Here is an 18,008-nt window from a genome sequence, read left to right on the forward strand (position 1 = left end):
AAGGACTTGATACCGTGTCGTTACTTTGAAAACACGGAACCCCACAATGGCTGGCCTTTTTGCCAATGACAGCGAACAGATCGACCGGCGCACCAGCCGCTCGATTTGCGATGCGGTGGGCGAACGGCTCCAGCAGAGCCTGCGCCCCGAACCCCGGCTCCCGACGCATCTCGAACAGCTCCTCGACGAGCTGAAACAGCGCGACCGCGATTCGCACTGACGAAAAATCGGGTTGCGTTTGATCCCGCCTGCGGTGACAAGGCCGCATGCTGTCCATCACCGACCTCTCGATCCGCCTCGCCGGACGCCTTCTGATTGACCAGAGTTCCGTGCAGATCACGCCCGGATCGCGCGTCGGCATGGTCGGGCGCAACGGCACCGGCAAATCGACCCTGTTCAAGGTGATCCGCGGCGAGCTTTCGGCCGAGCACGGCACGGTCACCCTGCCGCCGCGCTGGCGTGTGGGCAGCCTTGCGCAGGAGGCCCCGAACGGCCCCGAAAGCCTGATCTCGGTCGTACTCAAGGCCGACCTCGAACGCGACGCGCTGCTTCACGAAGCGGAGAGCGCGACCGACCCGCACCGGATCGCCGAGATCCAGACCCGGCTGGTCGACATCGACGCCCATTCGGCGCCGAGCCGCGCCGCGGCGATCCTCTCCGGCCTCGGCTTCTCCGCCACCGACCAGCTCCGCCCCTGCGCCGAGTTCTCCGGTGGCTGGCGCATGCGCGTCGCGCTCGCCGCCACGCTGTTCGCCGCCCCTGACCTGCTACTGCTCGACGAGCCCACCAACTATCTCGACCTCGAAGGCACGCTGTGGCTCGAGGATCACCTTGCGCATTATCCGCGCACGGTGATCGTGATCAGCCATGACCGCGACCTGCTCGAAAGCTCGGTCGACCAGATCCTGCATCTGGAGCGCGGCAAGCTCACGCTCTACAAGGGCACCTATTCCTCCTTCGAGGAGCAGCGCGCCGCGCGCGAGCTGCTCGACGCCAAGCAGGTCAAGCGCCAGGAGGCCGAACGCGCTCGGCTGCAAGCCTTCGTCGATCGCTTCAAGGCCAAGGCCTCCAAGGCCCGGCAGGCACAGTCTCGCGTGAAGATGCTGGAGCGGCTGAAGCCGATCACGGCGCTGGTCACCGAGGACGTCCGCGAGATCAGCTTTCCGGCGCCGGAAAAAATCCTGTCGCCGCCGATCATCGCCGTCGACAACGCCGCGGTCGGCTACGATCCGGCAGCGCCGGTGCTCGGCCGCGTTACGCTACGCATCGACAATGACGACCGCATCGCGCTGCTCGGTGCGAACGGCAACGGCAAATCGACGCTTGTAAAACTGCTCGCCGGACGGCTGGCGCCGTTCTCAGGCAGGGTGACGCGCGCCGACAAGCTGTCGATTGCCTATTTCGCGCAGCATCAACTCGACGAACTCAACGAGGATGCCTCCGCCTACGACCACGTCCGCAAGCTGATGGGCGATGCCCCCGAAGCCAAGGTGCGCGCGCGCGCCGGCGCGATCGGCTTCTCCGGCAAGGCGGCCGACACCAAGGCCGGCAAACTCTCGGGCGGCGAGAAGGCGCGGCTCCTCTTGGGCCTTGCGACCTTCTTCGGCCCCAACATGATCATCCTGGACGAGCCGACCAACCATCTCGACATCGACAGCCGCGCCGCGCTTGCAGAGGCCATCAACGAATTCCCCGGCGCCGTCATCATGGTCTCGCACGACCGCTATCTGATCGAAGCCTGTGCCGACCGGCTCTGGATCGTCGCCGACCGCACCGTGACCAATTACGACGGCGATCTCGACGAGTACCGCCGCCTGGTGCTGTCTGCGCGCAACGGCGAGCCCGCCCCGCGCGAGCGTAGCGCCGCGAGCGAGAAGCCGCAGCGCCCCAAATCGGACAATCGCGGCTCGCTGAAGAAGCGCATTGCGGAAGCCGAAACCGAGATTGCCCGCGTCAGCGAGATCATCACCAAGATCGACACCGCCCTCGCCCTGCCCGATATTTTTACGCGCGATCCCAAGCAGGCCGCGCAACTGTCGAAGGCGCGCGCCAACGCATCCGATGCACTGGCGCGCGCCGAGGAGCAATGGCTCGAGGCGAGCACGCAGTTCGACGAGGCAGCGGGCTAGATTCAAAATCTTGAAAACAACCTCATGCACAGTACGGGTAATAAATTACCTGTCCGCAAGCTGCTGAGCAGAAAGCCTCTTACTCAATCCGCATACTGCCCCGCGGCCTTGATGATCGGCGCCCAGCGGTCGACCTCGCTGGCCAGCATCGCTCCGAGCGCCTCGGGCGTCGCCTTGTCCTGCGGGACCGGCTCGGTGTTGATGTCGTTGAACCGGGCGATCAAGGCGGGATCCTTCAGCGCAGCCTGGAGCGCCGCCGTCAGCTTCTGGACGACCGCGGGCGGCGTGCCCTTGGGAGCATAGAGGCCGTGCCAGACACCGAGCTCGAACCCCTTGAGGCCGGCCTCGTCGGCGGTCGGCAGATCGGGCAGGCTCTTCAGCCGTTCCTTGGTGGTGATCGCATAAGCCTTGACCTGCTTGGCCGTGATCGGGCCGGTCGTATTCGTCGCCTGGTCGCAAGTGAGATCGATCTGCTTGCCGAGCAGGTCGTTCATGATCGGACCGTTGCCCTTGTAGGGCACCGTCGTGAGCTGCTTCTGGATCGCCGTCATGAACAGCATGCCGCACAGATGCGATGCCGCGCCTAACCCGGCATTGGCGTAAGTCAGCTTGTCGCCCTGCTGCTGGGCATAGGCGACCAATTCCCTCAGCGTGTCGGCCGGAAAATCCGGACGCGCGATGATGGTCATCGGCGCATTGGTCACGAGCCCGATCGGCGCAAAGGCGGTCTTCGTGTCGTAGCTCAGATTGCGGTACAGCGTGGCCGCGGTCGAGATGCCGACATGATGGACCAGCAGCGTGTAGCCGTCGGGCTGGGCGCGCGCGGCGCGGGTCGTGCCGATCGTGCCGCCGGCGCCGGTCGCATTCTCGACGATGACCTGCTGTCCCAGGGATTTCGCCATGCTTGCTGCGGTCAGGCGCGCGATGGTGTCGGTCGGTCCGCCCGCCGCGTACGGCACCAGCACAGTGATGGTCCTCGACGGATAGTCCTGGGCGACCGCCGCGCCGAGCGACAGAAGCAGAGCCGACACGATCGTGATGAAGCGCATGTTCCCTCCGGGATTCTTTATCGCGCCATAAAAGCGCATCCCCGGCCGCACGGCCATCAGGAAAGCGACGTCTGCAAAAGTGTCGCAAGCACGGTGATCCGCGCCGGGAATGGCGGCGTCGCTGGCGAAAAGAATGGTGGGGAGACGCGATTACGGTTCCGCTGGGGCAAAGAGGGATCTACCGCTCCCGCATGATCTCGTGCCGGTAGCGCTGCAGTGGCGATAGCAGATAGCTCAAGATGGTGCGCGAGCCGGTCCGGATCTCAACTGTCACCGCCATGCCCGGTGACAGGCTGACGAGGCGGTCGTCGACCTGCATTTGCGTCCGGTCGAGCGAGATGCGGGCGCTGTAGCTCAGCTCCTGACCATTGGGCTCGCTGCTGTCGCGCGGTGTCCCGAGTGCGCGGTCGCCGTTCCGCTCCGGCGGACGGTCGCGAATGATGGCGTCCTGCGAGACGCTTAGCACTCGGCCTTCCAGGAGGCCGTAACGGGTGAAGTTGAAAGTGTCGATCTTGACCGCGGCGCCCTGCCCGACCTCGACGAAGCCGATGTCGCGGTTGGAGATCATCGCCTCGATCTCGAGCCGCGTATCTGATGGCACGATCACGAGCAGCGATTGTGCGGGCGTGACCACGCCGCCCACGGTGTGGACCGCAAGCTGCTGCACGACGCCGTCGACTGGTGACGTCAGCTCCTGGAGGCGCGTCCGCTGCTGCGCCTTGATCAGATCCCGCGCAATCCCGTTGGCCTTCTGCTCGCTCTTGGCCAACTCGTCGGACAAACTTTTTCTGTACTCGGCCACGGCCTGGATGCGGGTCTCCCGGATCGCGGCGACGGCGGACTCGGCTTCCCTGAGACGGCTGCTCTGGACGCGAAGCTCCTCCTGCTGCTCGATCTGGAGCTGCAGCGTCTCGTAATAAGTCAGCTTCGAGCCGATCTCCTTTTCCATCAGCGTCTTGCGGATATCGACGCGCTGCTGGGTGACCGGGAGCAACGCGTCGAGCTTGTGGATGGTCGCCGCGATGGTCTGATGCTCGGCCTCCTTCTGCGCCTCCTGGCGCGTCAGCGCAGCAAGCTTGGCGCGATGCTCGCCGACCTGGCTCGTCAGAAGCTGCCGCTGCGTCGCGACCAGCAAAGGATCGGCGTCTGCGGGCGGAACGAGATCGGCGGCGCCATCTTCGCCGGCCATCAGCGCGGCGCGGAGGCGCGCAATGTTCAGTCGTTCGGCCATGAGGTCGTCATGCAGCCGGTCGCGCTCGGCGGCATTCACGGTCGGATCGAGCTCGATCAGGACGTCGCCGGATTTGACCGCCTGCCCGTCCTGCACATGGATCGCGCGCACCACGCCGGTCTCGAACGGCTGCACCACCTTGCTGCGTCCGCTCGACACGACCTTGCCGGTTGCGGACGCCACGATGTCGATCGTGCCCCAGGCCGACCATGCGAGCGCGGCGCAGACCAGGAGCATCAGGGCGATCGCAATAGTGCGGCCGGTCGGCGACGGCGGCGCTTCGGTGATCTCCAGCGCCGCCGGCAGGAACGCGATCTCCTCAGCGCGCCGCGGCGTCGGCTTCTTGAAGGGAACGACGGTTGGGGCCGGCCGGGCGGCCGGTGCGGCGCTAGCCGACCTCATAGAGTCCTCCCTGCAGACGATGCAGCGCGGCGTAGCGGCCTCCGGTCTTGATCAGCGCGTCATGCGTGCCGTCCTCGACCAGACGACCGCGCTCCAGCGTGAAGATGCGGTCGGCGCCGCGCACGGTGGAGAGACGATGAGCGATGATCAGGACGGTGCGGCCCTTCGCGATCTCCTTCATGTTGTCGTGGATGATCCGCTCGCTCTCGTAGTCGAGCGCGCTGGTGGCTTCGTCGAAGATCAGGATGCGCGGATTGGTGACCAGCGCGCGGGCGATCGCGATGCGCTGGCGCTGCCCGCCCGAGAGCGTCGAGCCGCGTTCGCCGACGACAGTGTCGTAACCTTCCGGAAGCTCCAGAATGAAATCATGCGCACCCGCCAGCTTTGCCGCCTCTAAGATGCGGTCCATCGGTAAAGTCGGATCGGCGAGCGCGATGTTGTCGCGCACCGACCGGTTGAACAGCATGTTTTCCTGCAGCACCACGCCGATCTGCCGGCGGAGCCACGCCGGGTCGGTCATGACGAGATCCATGCCGTCGATCAGCACCCGGCCACCCTGCGGCACGTAGAGCCGCTGCACCAGTTTTGCGAAGGTGCTCTTGCCCGAGCCCGAGGAGCCGACAATGCCGACGGTTTGGCCTGCCGGAATCTCGAACGAGACATCATGCAGGATTTCCGGCCCGTCGAGCCGGTAGCGGAACGACACGTGCTCGAACCGGATATTGCCCCGGAGCGGTGGCAGCCCCACGCGCGCGGCCGAATAAGCCGGCTCTGCCGCGCTGTTGAGGATGTCGCCGAGCCGCGCGATCGAGAGCCGCGCCTGATGGAAATCCTGCCAGACCTGCGCCAGCCGCAAGACCGGCGCCGAGACGCGCCCCGCGAAGATGTTGAAGGCCACGAGCTCGCCGACGGTCAATGCGTCGGCGATCACGAGGCGCGCACCGACATAAAGAATAGCGGCGGTGACGACCTTGCTGACGAACTGCACGAGCTGGCTTGCGGTGTTGCCGAGGCTGGTGACGCCGAAGCTTGCGGAGACGTAGCCGGCGAGCTGCTCTTCCCAGCGGCGCTGCATCTGCGGCTCGACCGCCATGGCCTTCAGCGTCTCGATGCCGCTGACGCTCTCGACCAGAAAGGCCTGGTTCTCCGCGCCGCGGCGGAATTTGTCCTCCAGCCGGCGGCGGAACAGCGGCGTCGCCACCGCCGAGATCGCGATGTAGAACGGGAACGAGGCCAGCACGATGCAGCTCATCAGCGGCGAATAAGCAAACATCACCGCCAGAAACACCGAGGTGAAGAACAGGTCGATCAGCAGCGTCAGCGACGATGAGGTGATGAAATTGCGGATGTTCTCGAGCTCGCGGACCCGCGCCACGGAATCACCGACGCGCCTTGCCTGAAACCAGGCCATCGGCAACGCGAGCAGATGACGGAACAGGCGCGCGCCCAGCTCCACGTCGATGCGGTTGGTGGTGTGCGCGAACAGATAATTGCGCAGGATTCCGAGCACGGTGTCGAACAGCGAGACGACGACGAGGCCGATGACGAGCACGTCGAGCGTCGACAGCGAGCGGTGCACCAGCACCTTGTCGATCACGACCTGGAAGAACAGCGGCGAAACCAGCGCGAAGAGCTGGAGGAAGAACGAGGCCGCCAGCACCTCGCCGAACAGCCGCCGATATTTGCCGATCGCGCCGATGAACCAGGTAATGTCGAACTGGCGTGCGAGGTCGGACAGCCCGGCGCGCCGGGTCATCAGGATCAACCCGCCGTCCCAGATCGCACACAGCTCGTCGCGCTCCATCAGCACCGGGCGCTGCGCCTGCGGCGACTGCACCAGCACTTTATCAGCAGACGCCTTTGCGACGACCATGAAGCTGCCGTCGCGGAGCATCGCGATCGCCGGCAGCGGGCTACCTGACAGGCGGCTCCACTGCGTGCGATAGGTTCGTGCCTTCAGGCCAAGGGACCTGGCGCAGCGGACAATGTCCGCTGCGCCGAAGCTTGCCGCGCCGAGCCGATGCCTGAGCTGGTCGCGGTCGGCCGCAACACCCTGCAGATGCAGCAGGGTGAGCAGCGCGTCGAGCCCCGTGTCGGCCGGGACCGCATTCGTCGTCATGGGCGTTCTCCCGGCCGGAGCCGCGGGTTCAGGCGTGCTGCGGCGGAGCGAGCGTCTGGGTCTGCGCAGTGTGCGGATCGGGCATCGGCATTTCGCCGTGGCCGTCACCTGCCGGGATGAGGTTCGCAGCCATGGCCTGGTTGAGCATCATCGCTGCGGCAAAAGCTCCGCCCTGGATGACGACGTTGCTTCCGCTGCCGCCATCGAGGACGTCCTGACCGCCGCCGCCGATCAGCACATCATCACCTGCACCACCCGTCAGGGTGTCGTTGCCGGGGCTGCCGATCAGGATGTCGTCGCCGTTGCCGCCATTGGCGACGAGCTGGATGCCGCCGTGCAGACCGGAGGCCGTGATGACGTCGTCGCCATCGAGGCCGTTGATGACGATCCTGTCGCCCGCACCGGCATCGCTGATGTTGATGTCCTGGCCAAGCCCCGACACCGTGATGATGCCGTCGTGCTCGGTCACCGTGATGACGTCGCTGCCGCTGGTTCCGTTGATCGTCACCGTATCGGCGGCGTCGTCATTGGCGCCGAGGTCGAGGTTGACCTGATTCACGCCGGTCCCGGAGAGGTCGCCGACCGTGATGTTGTCGGCACCACCGAGGGCGTTGAAGTCGATATGCTCGACGCCATTGAGGTCCATCGCGATGGCGGCGACATCGCGGGTGAACAGCACCCGGCCGCCATTGGCCGAGATGTTGATGTTCTCGTTGATGTTGGCGCCGTTGAACAGCAGCGTATCGGTGCCCGATCCGCCTTCGACGACATCGCTGCCGTCGCCGGGATTCCAGACGAAGGTATCATCGCCGGCGCCGAGATTGGCAACGTCGTTGCCACGGCCGCCGTTCACAATGTCATTGCCGGCACTGCCGGTGATGGTGTCGTTGCCGTCGCCACCGTTAATGTTGAGGCTGAACGGCTGCCCCGCCTTGAAGGACGAGGCATTGATGACGTCGTTACCGCCTCCGCCGTTGACGGCCAGGGCGTCACCAGCATCGGCGTGAGCGATGGTCACCTGCGCCGCAAGGCCGTTGACAGCGATCGATCCGCCGGAGGTCGTGACCGAGATGTTGTCGTCGCCAGCGCTGCCGTTCACCGTCACGCGGTCCGCCGCGCCGTCGCCGCTCTGGCTGCCCGGGCTTGCGCTGAGGTCGATCGCGACCTGCGTGACGCCGGTGCCGGAGAGATCATTGACGGTGATGTTGTCGGCCCCGCCGGCAGCCGCGATCTGCACACGCTCGACGCCGTTGAGATCCATGGTGATGGCGCCGACGTCACGCGTGAGAAGCGCACGGCTTCCGTTCGCCGAGATCGACATGTTCTCGGCCACATTGGAACCGTTGAACACCAGCGTATCCGCTCCCGTGCCGCCTTCAACGGTGTCGCTACCGTCACCGGGGTTCCACGTGAAAAGATCGTCACCCGCACCGAGAAGAGCCACGTCATTGCCGCGGCCGCCCGTGACCTTGTCGTTGCCATCACCGCCGATCAGGGTGTCGGCGCCCTGACTGCCGGTGATGGTGTCGTTGCCCGCGCCGCCGTCGACGGTCAGTCCGATCACCGCGGCAAGCGTGGATGCATCGATGACGTCGTTGCCGCCGAGCGCCTGGATCACCAGCCGGTCGTTGGCAGCCTCTGCATTCGCGATCGTCACGACTTCAGGCAAACCCGTCACCGTCACGGTCGTACCAACGGCTGTGACCTCGATGTGCTGGCCACCGTTGGTGCCGTTGACGGTCACCGTGTCGGCCGCGCCGTCACCTTGCGTGCCGCCGGGAACGGCTCCGAGATCGACCAGCACCTGCTTGACGCCGGTGCCGGTGAGGTCGCCGACGGTGATGTTGTCGATGCCGCCGCGCGCATCGAACTCGACCTGCTCGATGCTGTTGAGGTCCATGGTGATGTTGGCGACGTCACGGGTGAAACGCACGCGGCTGCCATTGGCCGAGATATCGATGGTCTCGTTGACGTTGGCGCCGTTGAACAGCAGCTTGTCGTTGCCCGATCCGCCTTCGACCGTGTCGCTGCCGTCGCCGGGATTCCAGATGAAGGTGTCGTCGCCCGTTCCCAATTGCGCGACGTCGTTGCCGCGTCCGCCAATGACGATGTCGTCACCGCTGCCGCCGATCAGGAGGTCGTTGCCGTCGCCGCCGGTGATCCTGTCATTGCCGGCGCCGCCATCGAGCGTAAGCGAGATCAGGCTACCGAGCCCGTTGCCCGCGGTGATGACGTCGTCGCCGCCGCCTGCGTGCAGCACGAGATTTTCCGTCGTGCCGATGTCGAGCGAAAATGGTGAGGCGCCCGTCCCGTCGAACCGCACGCGCGTGCCGTTCGCCGTGATGTTGAACGTCTCGGCGTCATTGCTTCCGTTGACCTGCGCCGTATCGTTGCCGTCACCGCCCTCGAACAGGTTGGTGCCGCCCCCCGGATTCCAGATCATGAGGTCGTCGCCGGCTTCGCCGAACAACTGGTTGTCGCCGCTGCCGCCGTCCAGCGTGTCGTTGCCCGCGCCGCCGAACAGCAGATCGTTGCCGCCGCCGCCCTTGATCGTATCGTCGCCGGCCTGCCCAAACAGCAGATCGGCACCCGAGCCGCCCGTGATCCTGTCATTGCCGTCGCCGCCGAAAATGTGCACCGCGGGCATCGGGCCGTTGGATTCGTTGACGGTGATCGTGTCGTCGCCGCCCTGACCGAAGACGTCGATCTCATTGGTGTTGGCGACGGTGGGATCGCCACCGATCGTCTTCACCTGCCCGTTGTTGATGAGAATGCGGCCCGACTTGTCGCGACTGATCACGACGCCGTTATTGGCGCGGTCGCCGAAAATGGTGAGCTGGCCCGTAACCGGGGAGAAAACAGAGGTAGTAGACATCCAAATATTCCTTCGATCGATCCAGTCCCTCCCCTCGATGCGTAGCAGTGGTGCGGATGTCATTCTTGAAGCGCTGCTTTAGACGCGCGTGATTATTCTGGAGATTTCCTCCAGTTTTCCTCCGGGCTGATTTCGACAGCGGATGCAAAAGCTCTCACATCACGAATTGCCGATCACGTGTAACGGCAGCGTGATTTTCAAAGACGTGCGCGAACCCCAACAACACATTGATGCGCGCGCAGAAGCCACACCTCGAAGCGACAACACATTAGTTTTGATGAGATGGCGAATTCGATCGTTGCTCTCATGCCCCGGACGCAGCAGCACGATAGTGGTGCGCTGCTGGAGCCGAGGCCCCATGATCGAGAGAAACTGGATCGAGAGAGACTAGGTCCCGGCAGCAGCGCATAGCGCGTCGAAGACGCGCGTGAACGCGCTGCAGGGCGTCCGGGACACCTTGCCCTACGCCGACTTCTTCTTCGACTTCGGCTTGGTCGCCTTCGGCATGACCGGCGCTTCCGGCGTGCCCTCGATGGAGGACAGGCGGCCGGACGTGAAGGTGTAGATGCCCGCGCGCGGACCGGAGGTCCAGGTGACGACGGCAACGCGCCGGCCGACGGCATCGCTGGAGAGATTGACGGTCGAGGGCGCACCGACGCCACGCACCACGTCGCATTCGGTGTGGCCCAGCGCGACCGTGCCGCCCATGGGCGCGGGCGCCGTCGTCGATGCATTGGCGTCAGCCGGCCCGGGGGGCGGCGCCATGCCAGGACACGCGCCGTCGGCGCTGACCAGATCCTCGGCCGTCACCGGCTTGTCGGGAGTCAACGGCGGCGATTCGATCGAGATGCTCTTGATGAACAGGCGGCTCGGCGTGTTGAACCACTGGGCGTCCTTCGACAGCAGATCGGTCCCCGAGCAGCCCGCAACCAGCGGTGCTACGGCAGCCAACACAACTATGAGCGAGCTGGGAAGCTTTTGATGTCGCACGATAAACTAAATTCCCCGCGTGAAGGACCGGCCCTAAGCGATTGTCCCAACATCACTTTGCGGCACGAAGGTGACAAAAGCCAGCATCGCCCGAAAAGTGCAAATTATCATTAATTGCAAACGGCCCCTAGTTCCGACGCTGCCACCGGCCCCGTTCGTCGGCCTGCCAATAGGTGACATCAAATCCCCGCGCCTTGCAATCCGTCCAGGCGCTCCGGGCAAACGCCAGCGCGTCCGGATCGTCGCCGTTGAACAACAGCACCATGCGCTCATAGCCCTGCGCGTCTTGCGGTAGCGTGGCGTTGTCGATCAGGAAGCGGACATTGGCGCCGTTCGGATTGTCCTCCTCGATCGCCAGCACGATCGGCTGCTCGGCGGCATCGTTCACGCGCCATGTCGCGTGAGGCAGGAAGGAATCGTCGCGATAGGTCCACAGGTGCGCGTCGAGCGCGTCGGCGCGCTCCGGCGACGTCGACTGCACCACGACGCGCCAGCCGCGCTCGAGCGATTTCTCGAGAAGCGGCGGCAACACGTTCTCCACCGTCATGTTTTGCAGATGGTAGAACAGCACTTCAGTCATTTGCGCTCGTAATGGTCGGCGACCAGGCGGTCGAGCAAACGGACACCATAGCCGGAGCCCCAGCTCTGGTTGATGTCAGTCTTCGGCGCCCCCATCGCCGTGCCGGCGATGTCGAGATGCGCCCAGGGCGTGCCGTCGACGAAGCGCTGGAGGAACTGCGCCGCGGTGATTGAGCCGCCGTGGCGGCCGCCGGTGTTCTTCATGTCGGCGAACTGGGAATCGATCAGCTTGTCGTATTCGGGGCCGAGCGGCATGCGCCAGACCTTCTCCCCGCTCTCGATGCCGGCCGCGAGCAGCCGTTCGGCAAGCTCGTCATTGTTGGAGAACATGCCGGCATGCTCGGTGCCGAGCGCGACCATGATGGCGCCGGTCAGCGTCGCCAGATCCACCATGAATTTCGGCTTGGTCTTCTTGGCGACGTACCAGAGCACGTCGGCGAGCACGAGGCGGCCCTCCGCGTCGGTGTTGATGATCTCGATGGTCTGGCCCGACATCGAGGTGACGATGTCGCCCGGTCGCTGCGCGTTGCCGTCGGGCATGTTCTCGACAAGGCCGATGGCGCCGACCACGTTGGCCTTGGCCTTGCGCGCGGCGAGCGCGTGCATCAGGCCGACGACGCAGGCGGCACCGCCCATGTCGCCCTTCATGTCCTCCATGCTGCCCGCGGGCTTGATCGAAATGCCGCCGGTGTCGAAGCAGACGCCCTTGCCGACGAAGGCGACCGGCGCATCGCCCTTCTTGCCGCCGTCCCAGCGCATGATCACGGTGCGGCTCGGCCGCGACGAGCCCTGGCCGACGCCGAGCAGCGCGCCCATGCCGAGCTTGTCCATCGCCCTGACGTCGAGCACCTCGACCTTGACGCCGAGCTTGCGGAGCTGACTGGCGCGGCGCGCGAACTCCTCGGGGAAAAGCACGTTCGGCGGCTCGTTGACGAGGTCGCGCGCGATGACCACGCCGTCGACGACATGGCCGGCCGAGGCAAACGCCTTCTTCGCGGCAGTGACGTCGCCCACCGCAACGGAGACGTCGGCACGCAAGCCGCCCTCCTCGCCGTCTTTCTTTTTCGTCTTGTAACGATCGAACTTGTAGGCGCGCAGCCGCAGGCCCGAAGCGATCGCAACCGCCTGCTCGCTGGTCATGGCGCCATCGGGCAGTTCCGCGACGATGGTCATGGCAGCGGCCGCGGCCGAAAGCTTGCTCGCCGCCACGCCGCCGAATTTGAGGAAGTCGTTCGCCTTCAGGCTCGCCGCCTTGCCGGCGCTGATCACAACCAGACGGGTGGCCTTCACCCCCTCCGGCGCCAGAATGTCGAGCGCCGCGCCGCTTTTGCCCTTGAAGCCGGCGGCCGAGGCCGCCCGCTTCACGAGCTCAGTGGCGCCGCCCAGCGCCTTGGCCGTCGCCGGGCCGAGCTTCAGAGCGTCGTCGCAGAACACGACCAGGATGCCACGGGCGGCGGCAGACAACGGGACAAAGCCGACCTTGATGGCATCGGACATGAGTAACTCCTTCAAAACATCGGGCTTTTCGCCGCTTGGCGGTCCCGGCCACGGGGCCGGAGCTGAACGGCGATTCACTGGACTTCCCCACTATGGGCCACCGGCCCGGCAGATGCCAAGCACCCCCCGTGGCCGCCGGGCCACAACGGGCGAAATATTAACCATATATTGAGGGTGCCATGGGGCAGCCATTTTGTTGACGGATCAAAGGGATGGTAGTGAGAGAATAAGACGGCGGAAGAAGTGGTTGGCCGACCTTGGGGATCCCTTTATCGGGGATTGGTTGGACAGCCGGAATTCCGGTCGGCGTTGGGGCTTGGTGGGATTCGTGCGGTAGCGCATGGGGTCAATCGATAGGTATATCTTCCGCACGACGCTGGCGTCGTTTGCGCTCGTCCTGGTCAGCCTCACCGGCGTGATCTGGATTACGCAGGCGTTGCGCGGCATCGACCTGATGACGAGCCAGGGTCAGACCATCCTGACCTTCCTCGGCATCACGAGCCTCGTCGTGCCCGCACTGGTCCTGATCATCTCGCCGATCGCGCTGATGATCGCGATCTCGCACACGCTGAACAAGCTCGCGACCGATTCCGAGATCATCGTGATGAATGCCGCCGGCTTCTCACCGTTCCGGCTGTTCTATCCGTTCTTCTACGCCACCTGTGTCGTGGCGCTGCTGGTCGCCTTCATCGCGGCCTATCTCGCCCCCGACGGCATGCGGCGGATCAAGCAGTGGGACGCCGAGATCACGGCCGACGTGCTCACCAACATCCTCCAGCCCGGCCGGTTCGCCCAGCTCGACAAGAACCTCACGATCCGGATCCGCGAACGCCAGCCCGGCGGCATCCTCGCCGGGATCTTCATCGACGATCGCCGCGATCCCAACGAGCGCGTCTCGATCGTCGCCGAGCATGGCGAGGTCGTGAAGAACGACAACGGCTCGTTCCTGGTGCTGAAGGACGGCAATCTCCAGCGTTTCGAGGCCGGCAAGCGCGATCCCGCGCTGGTGGCGTTCGGCCGCTACGGCTTCGACATGTCGAAGTTCTCGGGCCAGGGGCACGACGTCACCCTCGGCATCCGCGAGCGCTATCTCTGGGAGCTGTTCTCCCCGTCCGAGGACGATCCGGTCTACAAGCAGATTCCCGGGCAGTTTCGCTCGGCCTTGCACGACAGCCTGCTGGCGCCGATCTATCCCTTCGCCTTTGCCGTGCTGACCTTCGCCTTCCTCGGCGCGCCGCGCACCACGCGCCAGAGCCGCAACTTCTCGATCGGCGGCTCGGTGATCGCCGTGTTCGGCCTGCGCATGGCGGGATTCGCCTGCTCGGTGATGGCAGTGAAGTCGCCCGGCCCGGTGCTGTTCCAATACGCCATGGTCCTGGGCGCCATCGGCGTCGGGCTGTGGATGATCATCGGCGGCATCGTGGTCGAGCCGCCGCCCCGCCTCATGGAGGCCATCAACAGGTCGAACGCGCGCATCGCGCGGCTGTTCGGCCGGCCGGCCGCCGCATGAGCATGCTCACCAACACACTCGGGCGCTATTTCGCTGGACGCTTCGTCGTCGCGGCGCTGGGCGTGTTCGCGAGCATCTTCCTGCTGCTGGTGCTGGTCGACTACATCGAGATGGTGCGCAAGACCTCAGGGCTCGCATCCGCCTCCGCGATCATGGTGGCCGAAACCTCGCTGTTCCGGGTCCCGCAATTGCTGGAGAAGCTGACGCCGTTCTGCATGCTGATCGGCGCCATGACCTGCTATCTCGCCCTCTCCCGCCGGCTCGAACTCGTGGTCGCGCGCGCCGCCGGCATCTCTGCATGGCAATTCATCTCGCCGGCCCTCGGCAGCGCGCTCCTGATCGGGGTGATCGCCACCGTCGCCTACAATCCGATGTCGGCGAATTTGCGCGAGCTCTCCAAGCGCATGGAAGCCGAGCTGTTCGGCTCGGCGCCCGGCGGCGGCATCCAGGACGCCTCCGGCTTCTGGCTCAACCAGGTCACCAATGACGGCCAGGTCATCATCAACGCGGCGCGCAGCGAGCAGCAGGGCGTCCGGCTGACCGGTCTGACCCTGTTCCGATTCGATACGGACTGGCATTTCAAGGAGCGCATCGAGGCGCGCGAGGCGACACTGGAAGCCGGCCACTGGCTGTTCAAGACCGTCCGCCGCTTCTCGCTGGATTCGCCGCCGATCGACCAGGCGACGTTGGAGATTCCGACGACGCTGACCGAGGCCCAGGTCCGCAACAGCTTTTCCACACCCGAGACTGTGTCCTTTTGGCAACTACCGAGCTACATCCGCTCATCCGAAAGCTCGGGCTTCGCGACAGCCGGCTATCGACTCCAGTATCACAAGCTTCTGGCACAGCCGTTTTTGCTGGCCGCCATGGTGATGCTGGCGGCCTCCGTGTCGTTGCGTTTCTTCCGGATGGGCGGCGTGCAGAAGATGGTTTTGAGTGGCGTGGGCGCAGGCTTTCTGCTCTACGTTTTGTCGAAAGTGACTGAAGACTTGAGCAAGGCTGAGTTGATGCATCCGATCGCTGCGGCGTGGTTGCCCGTGGTGGTGGGCGGCCTCACCGGCTTTTTGGCCTTGTTGTACCAGGAGGACGGTTAGTGACTGCCGTCCATCAAGGGCCCGTGCCTCGTTCGACGCGGCGCACATTGGTGCGCGCGAACGGGTGTGGCTTGTCCATTCGCAGGCTCCTGCTGGCTGTCGCCGCCGTGGCGTCGCTTGGCGGGCTGATCGATATTGCCGCCGTGACGCCGGTCTCGGCCCAGAGCTTCACCTACAATCCGCTGCCGCCGCGTGCGAAGCCGCCGAAGGTCGCCAACGACAACCAGATGCTGGTTCAGGCGACCGAGGTCGACTACGACTACAACAATTCGCGCGTCTCCGCGGTCGGTAACGTCCAGCTGTTCTACAACGGCACCAGCGTCGAGGCCGACAAGGTCATCTACGACCAGAAGACCAAGCGACTGCATGCCGAAGGCAACATCCGCATGACGGATGCCGACGGCAAGATCACCTATGCCGAGATCATGGATCTCTCGGACGACTACCGCGACGGCTTCGTCGATTCGCTGCGCGTGGACACCGCCGACCAGACCCGCATGGCCGCGAGCCGCGCCGACCGCTCCAGCGGCAACTACACGGTGTTCGAGAACGGCGTCTACACGGCCTGCGCGCCATGTAAGGACGATCCGAAGAAACCGCCGCTGTGGCAGGTCAAGGGTGCACGCATCATCCACGACCAGCAGGAGAAGATGCTGTATTTCGAGACGGCGCAGATCGAATTCTTCGGCGTGCCGCTCGCTTACATGCCCTATTTCTCGACGCCCGACCCGACCGTGAAGCGCAAGACCGGCTTCCTGATGCCGGGCTTCACGTCGAACACGCCGTTCGGCTACGGCGTCGAAGTCCCGTTCTACTGGGCGATCGCGCCCGATATGGACATGACCTTCAACCCGCGCATCACCTCCAGGCAGGGCGTGCTGTTCCAGGCCGAGTACCGCCAGCGCCTGATGGACGGCGCCTACCAGATCCGAGTGTACGGCATCGACCAGCTCGACCCCGGCGCACTCGCCGGCCAGCCCGGCGACCGCCAGTTCCGCGGCGCCGTCGACACCAAGGGTCAGTTCGCGCTGAACGACAAGTGGGTGTGGGGCTGGGACGGCGTCGTCATGTCCGATTACTACTTCTTCTCGGACTACCGCTTGTCGCAATACCGCGATCCGCTGGGCTCGTTCCTGTATCTGCCGACCGACGCATTGTCGCAGCTCTATCTGACCGGCGTCGGCAATCGCAGCTTCTTCGATGCGCGTACGATGTACTGGCTGAGCTACTCGGGCAACCAGAGCCAGGTGCCGATCGTCTATCCCGTGATCGATTATTCGAACGTGCTCAACTATCCGGTGTTCGGCGGCGAGTTCAGCTACAAGACCAACTTCACGAACCTGTCGCGTGACGCCGCGGTGTTCGATCCGATCACCACGATCGCCAATACCAACAGCCTGTGCACGACGACGTCTGCCGATCCGCTCGCGCGCACGCCGTCGCAGTGCCTGCTGCGCGGCGTCCCCGGCACCTACACCCGCCTCACGGCGGAAGCGCAGTGGCGCAAGTCCTTCACCGACCCGTTCGGCGAGATCTGGACGCCGTTCGCCATCCTCCGCGCCGACGCGGTCAACGCCTCGATCTCCAACCAGCCGGGCGTGTCGAACTACCTGCCGGTCGGCGACACCCAGGCGCTCCGCCTGATGCCGACGGTCGGCCTCGAATACCGCTATCCCTTCATCAACGTTCAGCCCTGGGGCTCGACCACCATCGAGCCGATCGCACAGATCATCATCCGGCCGAACGAGACCTACGCCGGCAGGTTCCCGAACGAGGACGCCCAGAGCATGGTGTTCGACACCTCGAACCTGTTCAGCGTCGACAAGTTCTCCGGTTACGACCGCGTCGAGGGCGGCGGCCGCGCCAATGTGGGCGTGCAATCCACCACGCAGTTCGACAGGGGCGGCGCCGTCAAGGTGCTGTTCGGGCAGTCCTACCAGCTGTTCGGCCTGAACTCCTACACGGTCCAGGACACCATCAACACAGGCCTCGATTCCGGCCTCGACAAGCCGCGCTCGGACTACGTGGCGAGCGCCAGCTACTCGCCCAACAGCACCTACACGTTCAGCGTCCGCTCCCGCATGGACGAGGAGACCTGGAATGTGCAGCGCTTCGAGGCGGAAGGCCGCGCCAACTTCAATCGCTGGTCGGTCAGCATGATGTACGGCAATTACGCCGCGCAGCCGGAGCTCGGCTATCTGACGCGGCGCGAGGGCATCCTGACCTCGGGCTCGGTCAAGGTCGCGGCCAATTGGGTGGTGACCGGCTCGGCGCGCTGGGACCTCGAGGCCAACAAGCTCAACCAGTATGTGCTCGGAGCGGGCTATGTTGACGATTGCTTCGTGCTCGGCGTGAACTATGTAACTTCGTATAGTTACTCTGCGGGCACGGCGCCGCCCGTGCTGAACCACGCGTTCATGTTCCAGATCGGCCTGCGCACGCTGGCGACCTCGACCGGGTCCAGCTCGAACGCCGGCTACCAATGAACCGTCTGAAATGACGGCCGGGCTCTCCCGATCGCGAGCTCATCCCG

General features: G+C 65.0%; 12 protein-coding genes. 5 read left to right on the forward strand and 7 right to left on the reverse strand.

Translation table 11 applies throughout. The annotated features are described in order from the left end of the window. Positions 1 to 46 precede the first annotated feature (46 nt). Both JQ627_RS22230 and JQ627_RS22235 read left to right on the forward strand, forming a co-directional pair. The gene (locus JQ627_RS22230) at positions 47 to 220 is read left to right on the forward strand and encodes a hypothetical protein (protein ID WP_166096073.1); all 174 of its coding nucleotides are present in this window, start codon (positions 47 to 49) and stop codon (positions 218 to 220) included. Between the two features lie 46 nt (positions 221 to 266). Next, positions 267 to 2,129 (forward strand): ABC-F family ATP-binding cassette domain-containing protein, encoded by a 1,863-nt coding sequence (locus tag JQ627_RS22235; protein WP_212486275.1) that lies wholly within the window; start codon positions 267 to 269, stop codon positions 2,127 to 2,129. 83 nt (positions 2,130 to 2,212) lie between these two features. Here the strand turns inward: JQ627_RS22235 and JQ627_RS22240 are convergent, their stop codons facing one another. The 7 genes from JQ627_RS22240 to JQ627_RS22270 form a co-directional block, all read right to left on the reverse strand. Further along, the gene (locus JQ627_RS22240) at positions 2,213 to 3,178 is read right to left on the reverse strand and encodes a tripartite tricarboxylate transporter substrate-binding protein (RefSeq protein WP_212486276.1); all 966 of its coding nucleotides are present in this window, start codon (positions 3,176 to 3,178) and stop codon (positions 2,213 to 2,215) included. Between the two features lie 178 nt (positions 3,179 to 3,356). After that, complete coding sequence (locus tag JQ627_RS22245; RefSeq protein WP_212486277.1) at positions 3,357 to 4,811, reverse strand: HlyD family type I secretion periplasmic adaptor subunit; 1,455 nt, start codon at positions 4,809 to 4,811, stop codon at positions 3,357 to 3,359. Then, positions 4,798 to 6,930, reverse strand: a complete 2,133-nt coding sequence (locus JQ627_RS22250) for a type I secretion system permease/ATPase (protein ID WP_212486278.1) — start codon at positions 6,928 to 6,930, stop codon at positions 4,798 to 4,800. Before JQ627_RS22250 ends, JQ627_RS22245 begins: the two co-directional genes overlap by 14 nt. 28 nt (positions 6,931 to 6,958) lie before the next feature. Next, complete coding sequence (locus JQ627_RS22255; RefSeq protein ID WP_212486279.1) at positions 6,959 to 9,805, reverse strand: calcium-binding protein; 2,847 nt, start codon at positions 9,803 to 9,805, stop codon at positions 6,959 to 6,961. 462 nt (positions 9,806 to 10,267) lie between these two features. Next, positions 10,268 to 10,756: a hypothetical protein gene (locus JQ627_RS22260; protein WP_212486280.1), complete on the reverse strand. Its 489-nt coding sequence runs from the start codon at positions 10,754 to 10,756 to the stop codon at positions 10,268 to 10,270. A gap of 166 nt (positions 10,757 to 10,922) precedes the next feature. Further along, the gene (locus JQ627_RS22265; RefSeq protein ID WP_212486281.1) at positions 10,923 to 11,375 is read right to left on the reverse strand and encodes a DNA polymerase III subunit chi; all 453 of its coding nucleotides are present in this window, start codon (positions 11,373 to 11,375) and stop codon (positions 10,923 to 10,925) included. Next, entirely contained in the window at positions 11,372 to 12,871 is a 1,500-nt protein-coding gene (locus JQ627_RS22270) for a leucyl aminopeptidase (RefSeq protein WP_212486282.1), read from the reverse strand. The genes JQ627_RS22265 and JQ627_RS22270 overlap by 4 nt, the downstream gene beginning before the upstream one ends. 340 nt (positions 12,872 to 13,211) lie before the next feature. Between JQ627_RS22270 and lptF the strand changes: the two genes are divergently transcribed. The 3 genes from lptF to JQ627_RS22285 are packed head-to-tail and all read left to right on the forward strand — an operon-like array spanning position 13,212 to position 17,961. After that, the gene (lptF, locus tag JQ627_RS22275; protein ID WP_028147750.1) at positions 13,212 to 14,381 is read left to right on the forward strand and encodes an LPS export ABC transporter permease LptF; all 1,170 of its coding nucleotides are present in this window, start codon (positions 13,212 to 13,214) and stop codon (positions 14,379 to 14,381) included. Beyond that, positions 14,378 to 15,475: an LPS export ABC transporter permease LptG gene (gene lptG, locus JQ627_RS22280; RefSeq protein WP_212486283.1), complete on the forward strand. Its 1,098-nt coding sequence runs from the start codon at positions 14,378 to 14,380 to the stop codon at positions 15,473 to 15,475. The genes lptF and lptG overlap by 4 nt, the downstream gene beginning before the upstream one ends. Next, complete coding sequence (locus JQ627_RS22285) at positions 15,475 to 17,961, forward strand: LPS-assembly protein LptD (protein ID WP_212486284.1); 2,487 nt, start codon at positions 15,475 to 15,477, stop codon at positions 17,959 to 17,961. The genes lptG and JQ627_RS22285 overlap by 1 nt, the downstream gene beginning before the upstream one ends. The last annotated feature ends 47 nt before the right edge of the window (positions 17,962 to 18,008 follow it).

The organism is Bradyrhizobium liaoningense (assembly GCF_018130785.1).
Taxonomy (GTDB): domain Bacteria; phylum Pseudomonadota; class Alphaproteobacteria; order Rhizobiales; family Xanthobacteraceae; genus Bradyrhizobium; species Bradyrhizobium liaoningense_A.

Bases quoted from the DNA above. Each gene is read 5' to 3' on its own strand.
- JQ627_RS22230 (WP_166096073.1), top strand. From the start codon at position 47: ATGGCTGGCCTTTTTGCCAATGACAGCGAACAGATCGACCGGCGCACC.
- JQ627_RS22235 (WP_212486275.1), top strand. From the start codon at position 267: ATGCTGTCCATCACCGACCTCTCGATCCGCCTCGCCGGACGCCTTCTG.
- JQ627_RS22240 (WP_212486276.1), bottom strand. From the start codon at position 3,178: ATGCGCTTCATCACGATCGTGTCGGCTCTGCTTCTGTCGCTCGGCGCG.
- JQ627_RS22245 (WP_212486277.1), bottom strand. From the start codon at position 4,811: ATGAGGTCGGCTAGCGCCGCACCGGCCGCCCGGCCGGCCCCAACCGTC.
- JQ627_RS22250 (WP_212486278.1), bottom strand. From the start codon at position 6,930: ATGACGACGAATGCGGTCCCGGCCGACACGGGGCTCGACGCGCTGCTC.
- JQ627_RS22255 (WP_212486279.1), bottom strand. From the start codon at position 9,805: ATGTCTACTACCTCTGTTTTCTCCCCGGTTACGGGCCAGCTCACCATT.
- JQ627_RS22265 (WP_212486281.1), bottom strand. From the start codon at position 11,375: ATGACTGAAGTGCTGTTCTACCATCTGCAAAACATGACGGTGGAGAAC.
- JQ627_RS22270 (WP_212486282.1), bottom strand. From the start codon at position 12,871: ATGTCCGATGCCATCAAGGTCGGCTTTGTCCCGTTGTCTGCCGCCGCC.
- lptF (WP_028147750.1), top strand. From the start codon at position 13,212: ATGGGGTCAATCGATAGGTATATCTTCCGCACGACGCTGGCGTCGTTT.
- lptG (WP_212486283.1), top strand. From the start codon at position 14,378: ATGAGCATGCTCACCAACACACTCGGGCGCTATTTCGCTGGACGCTTC.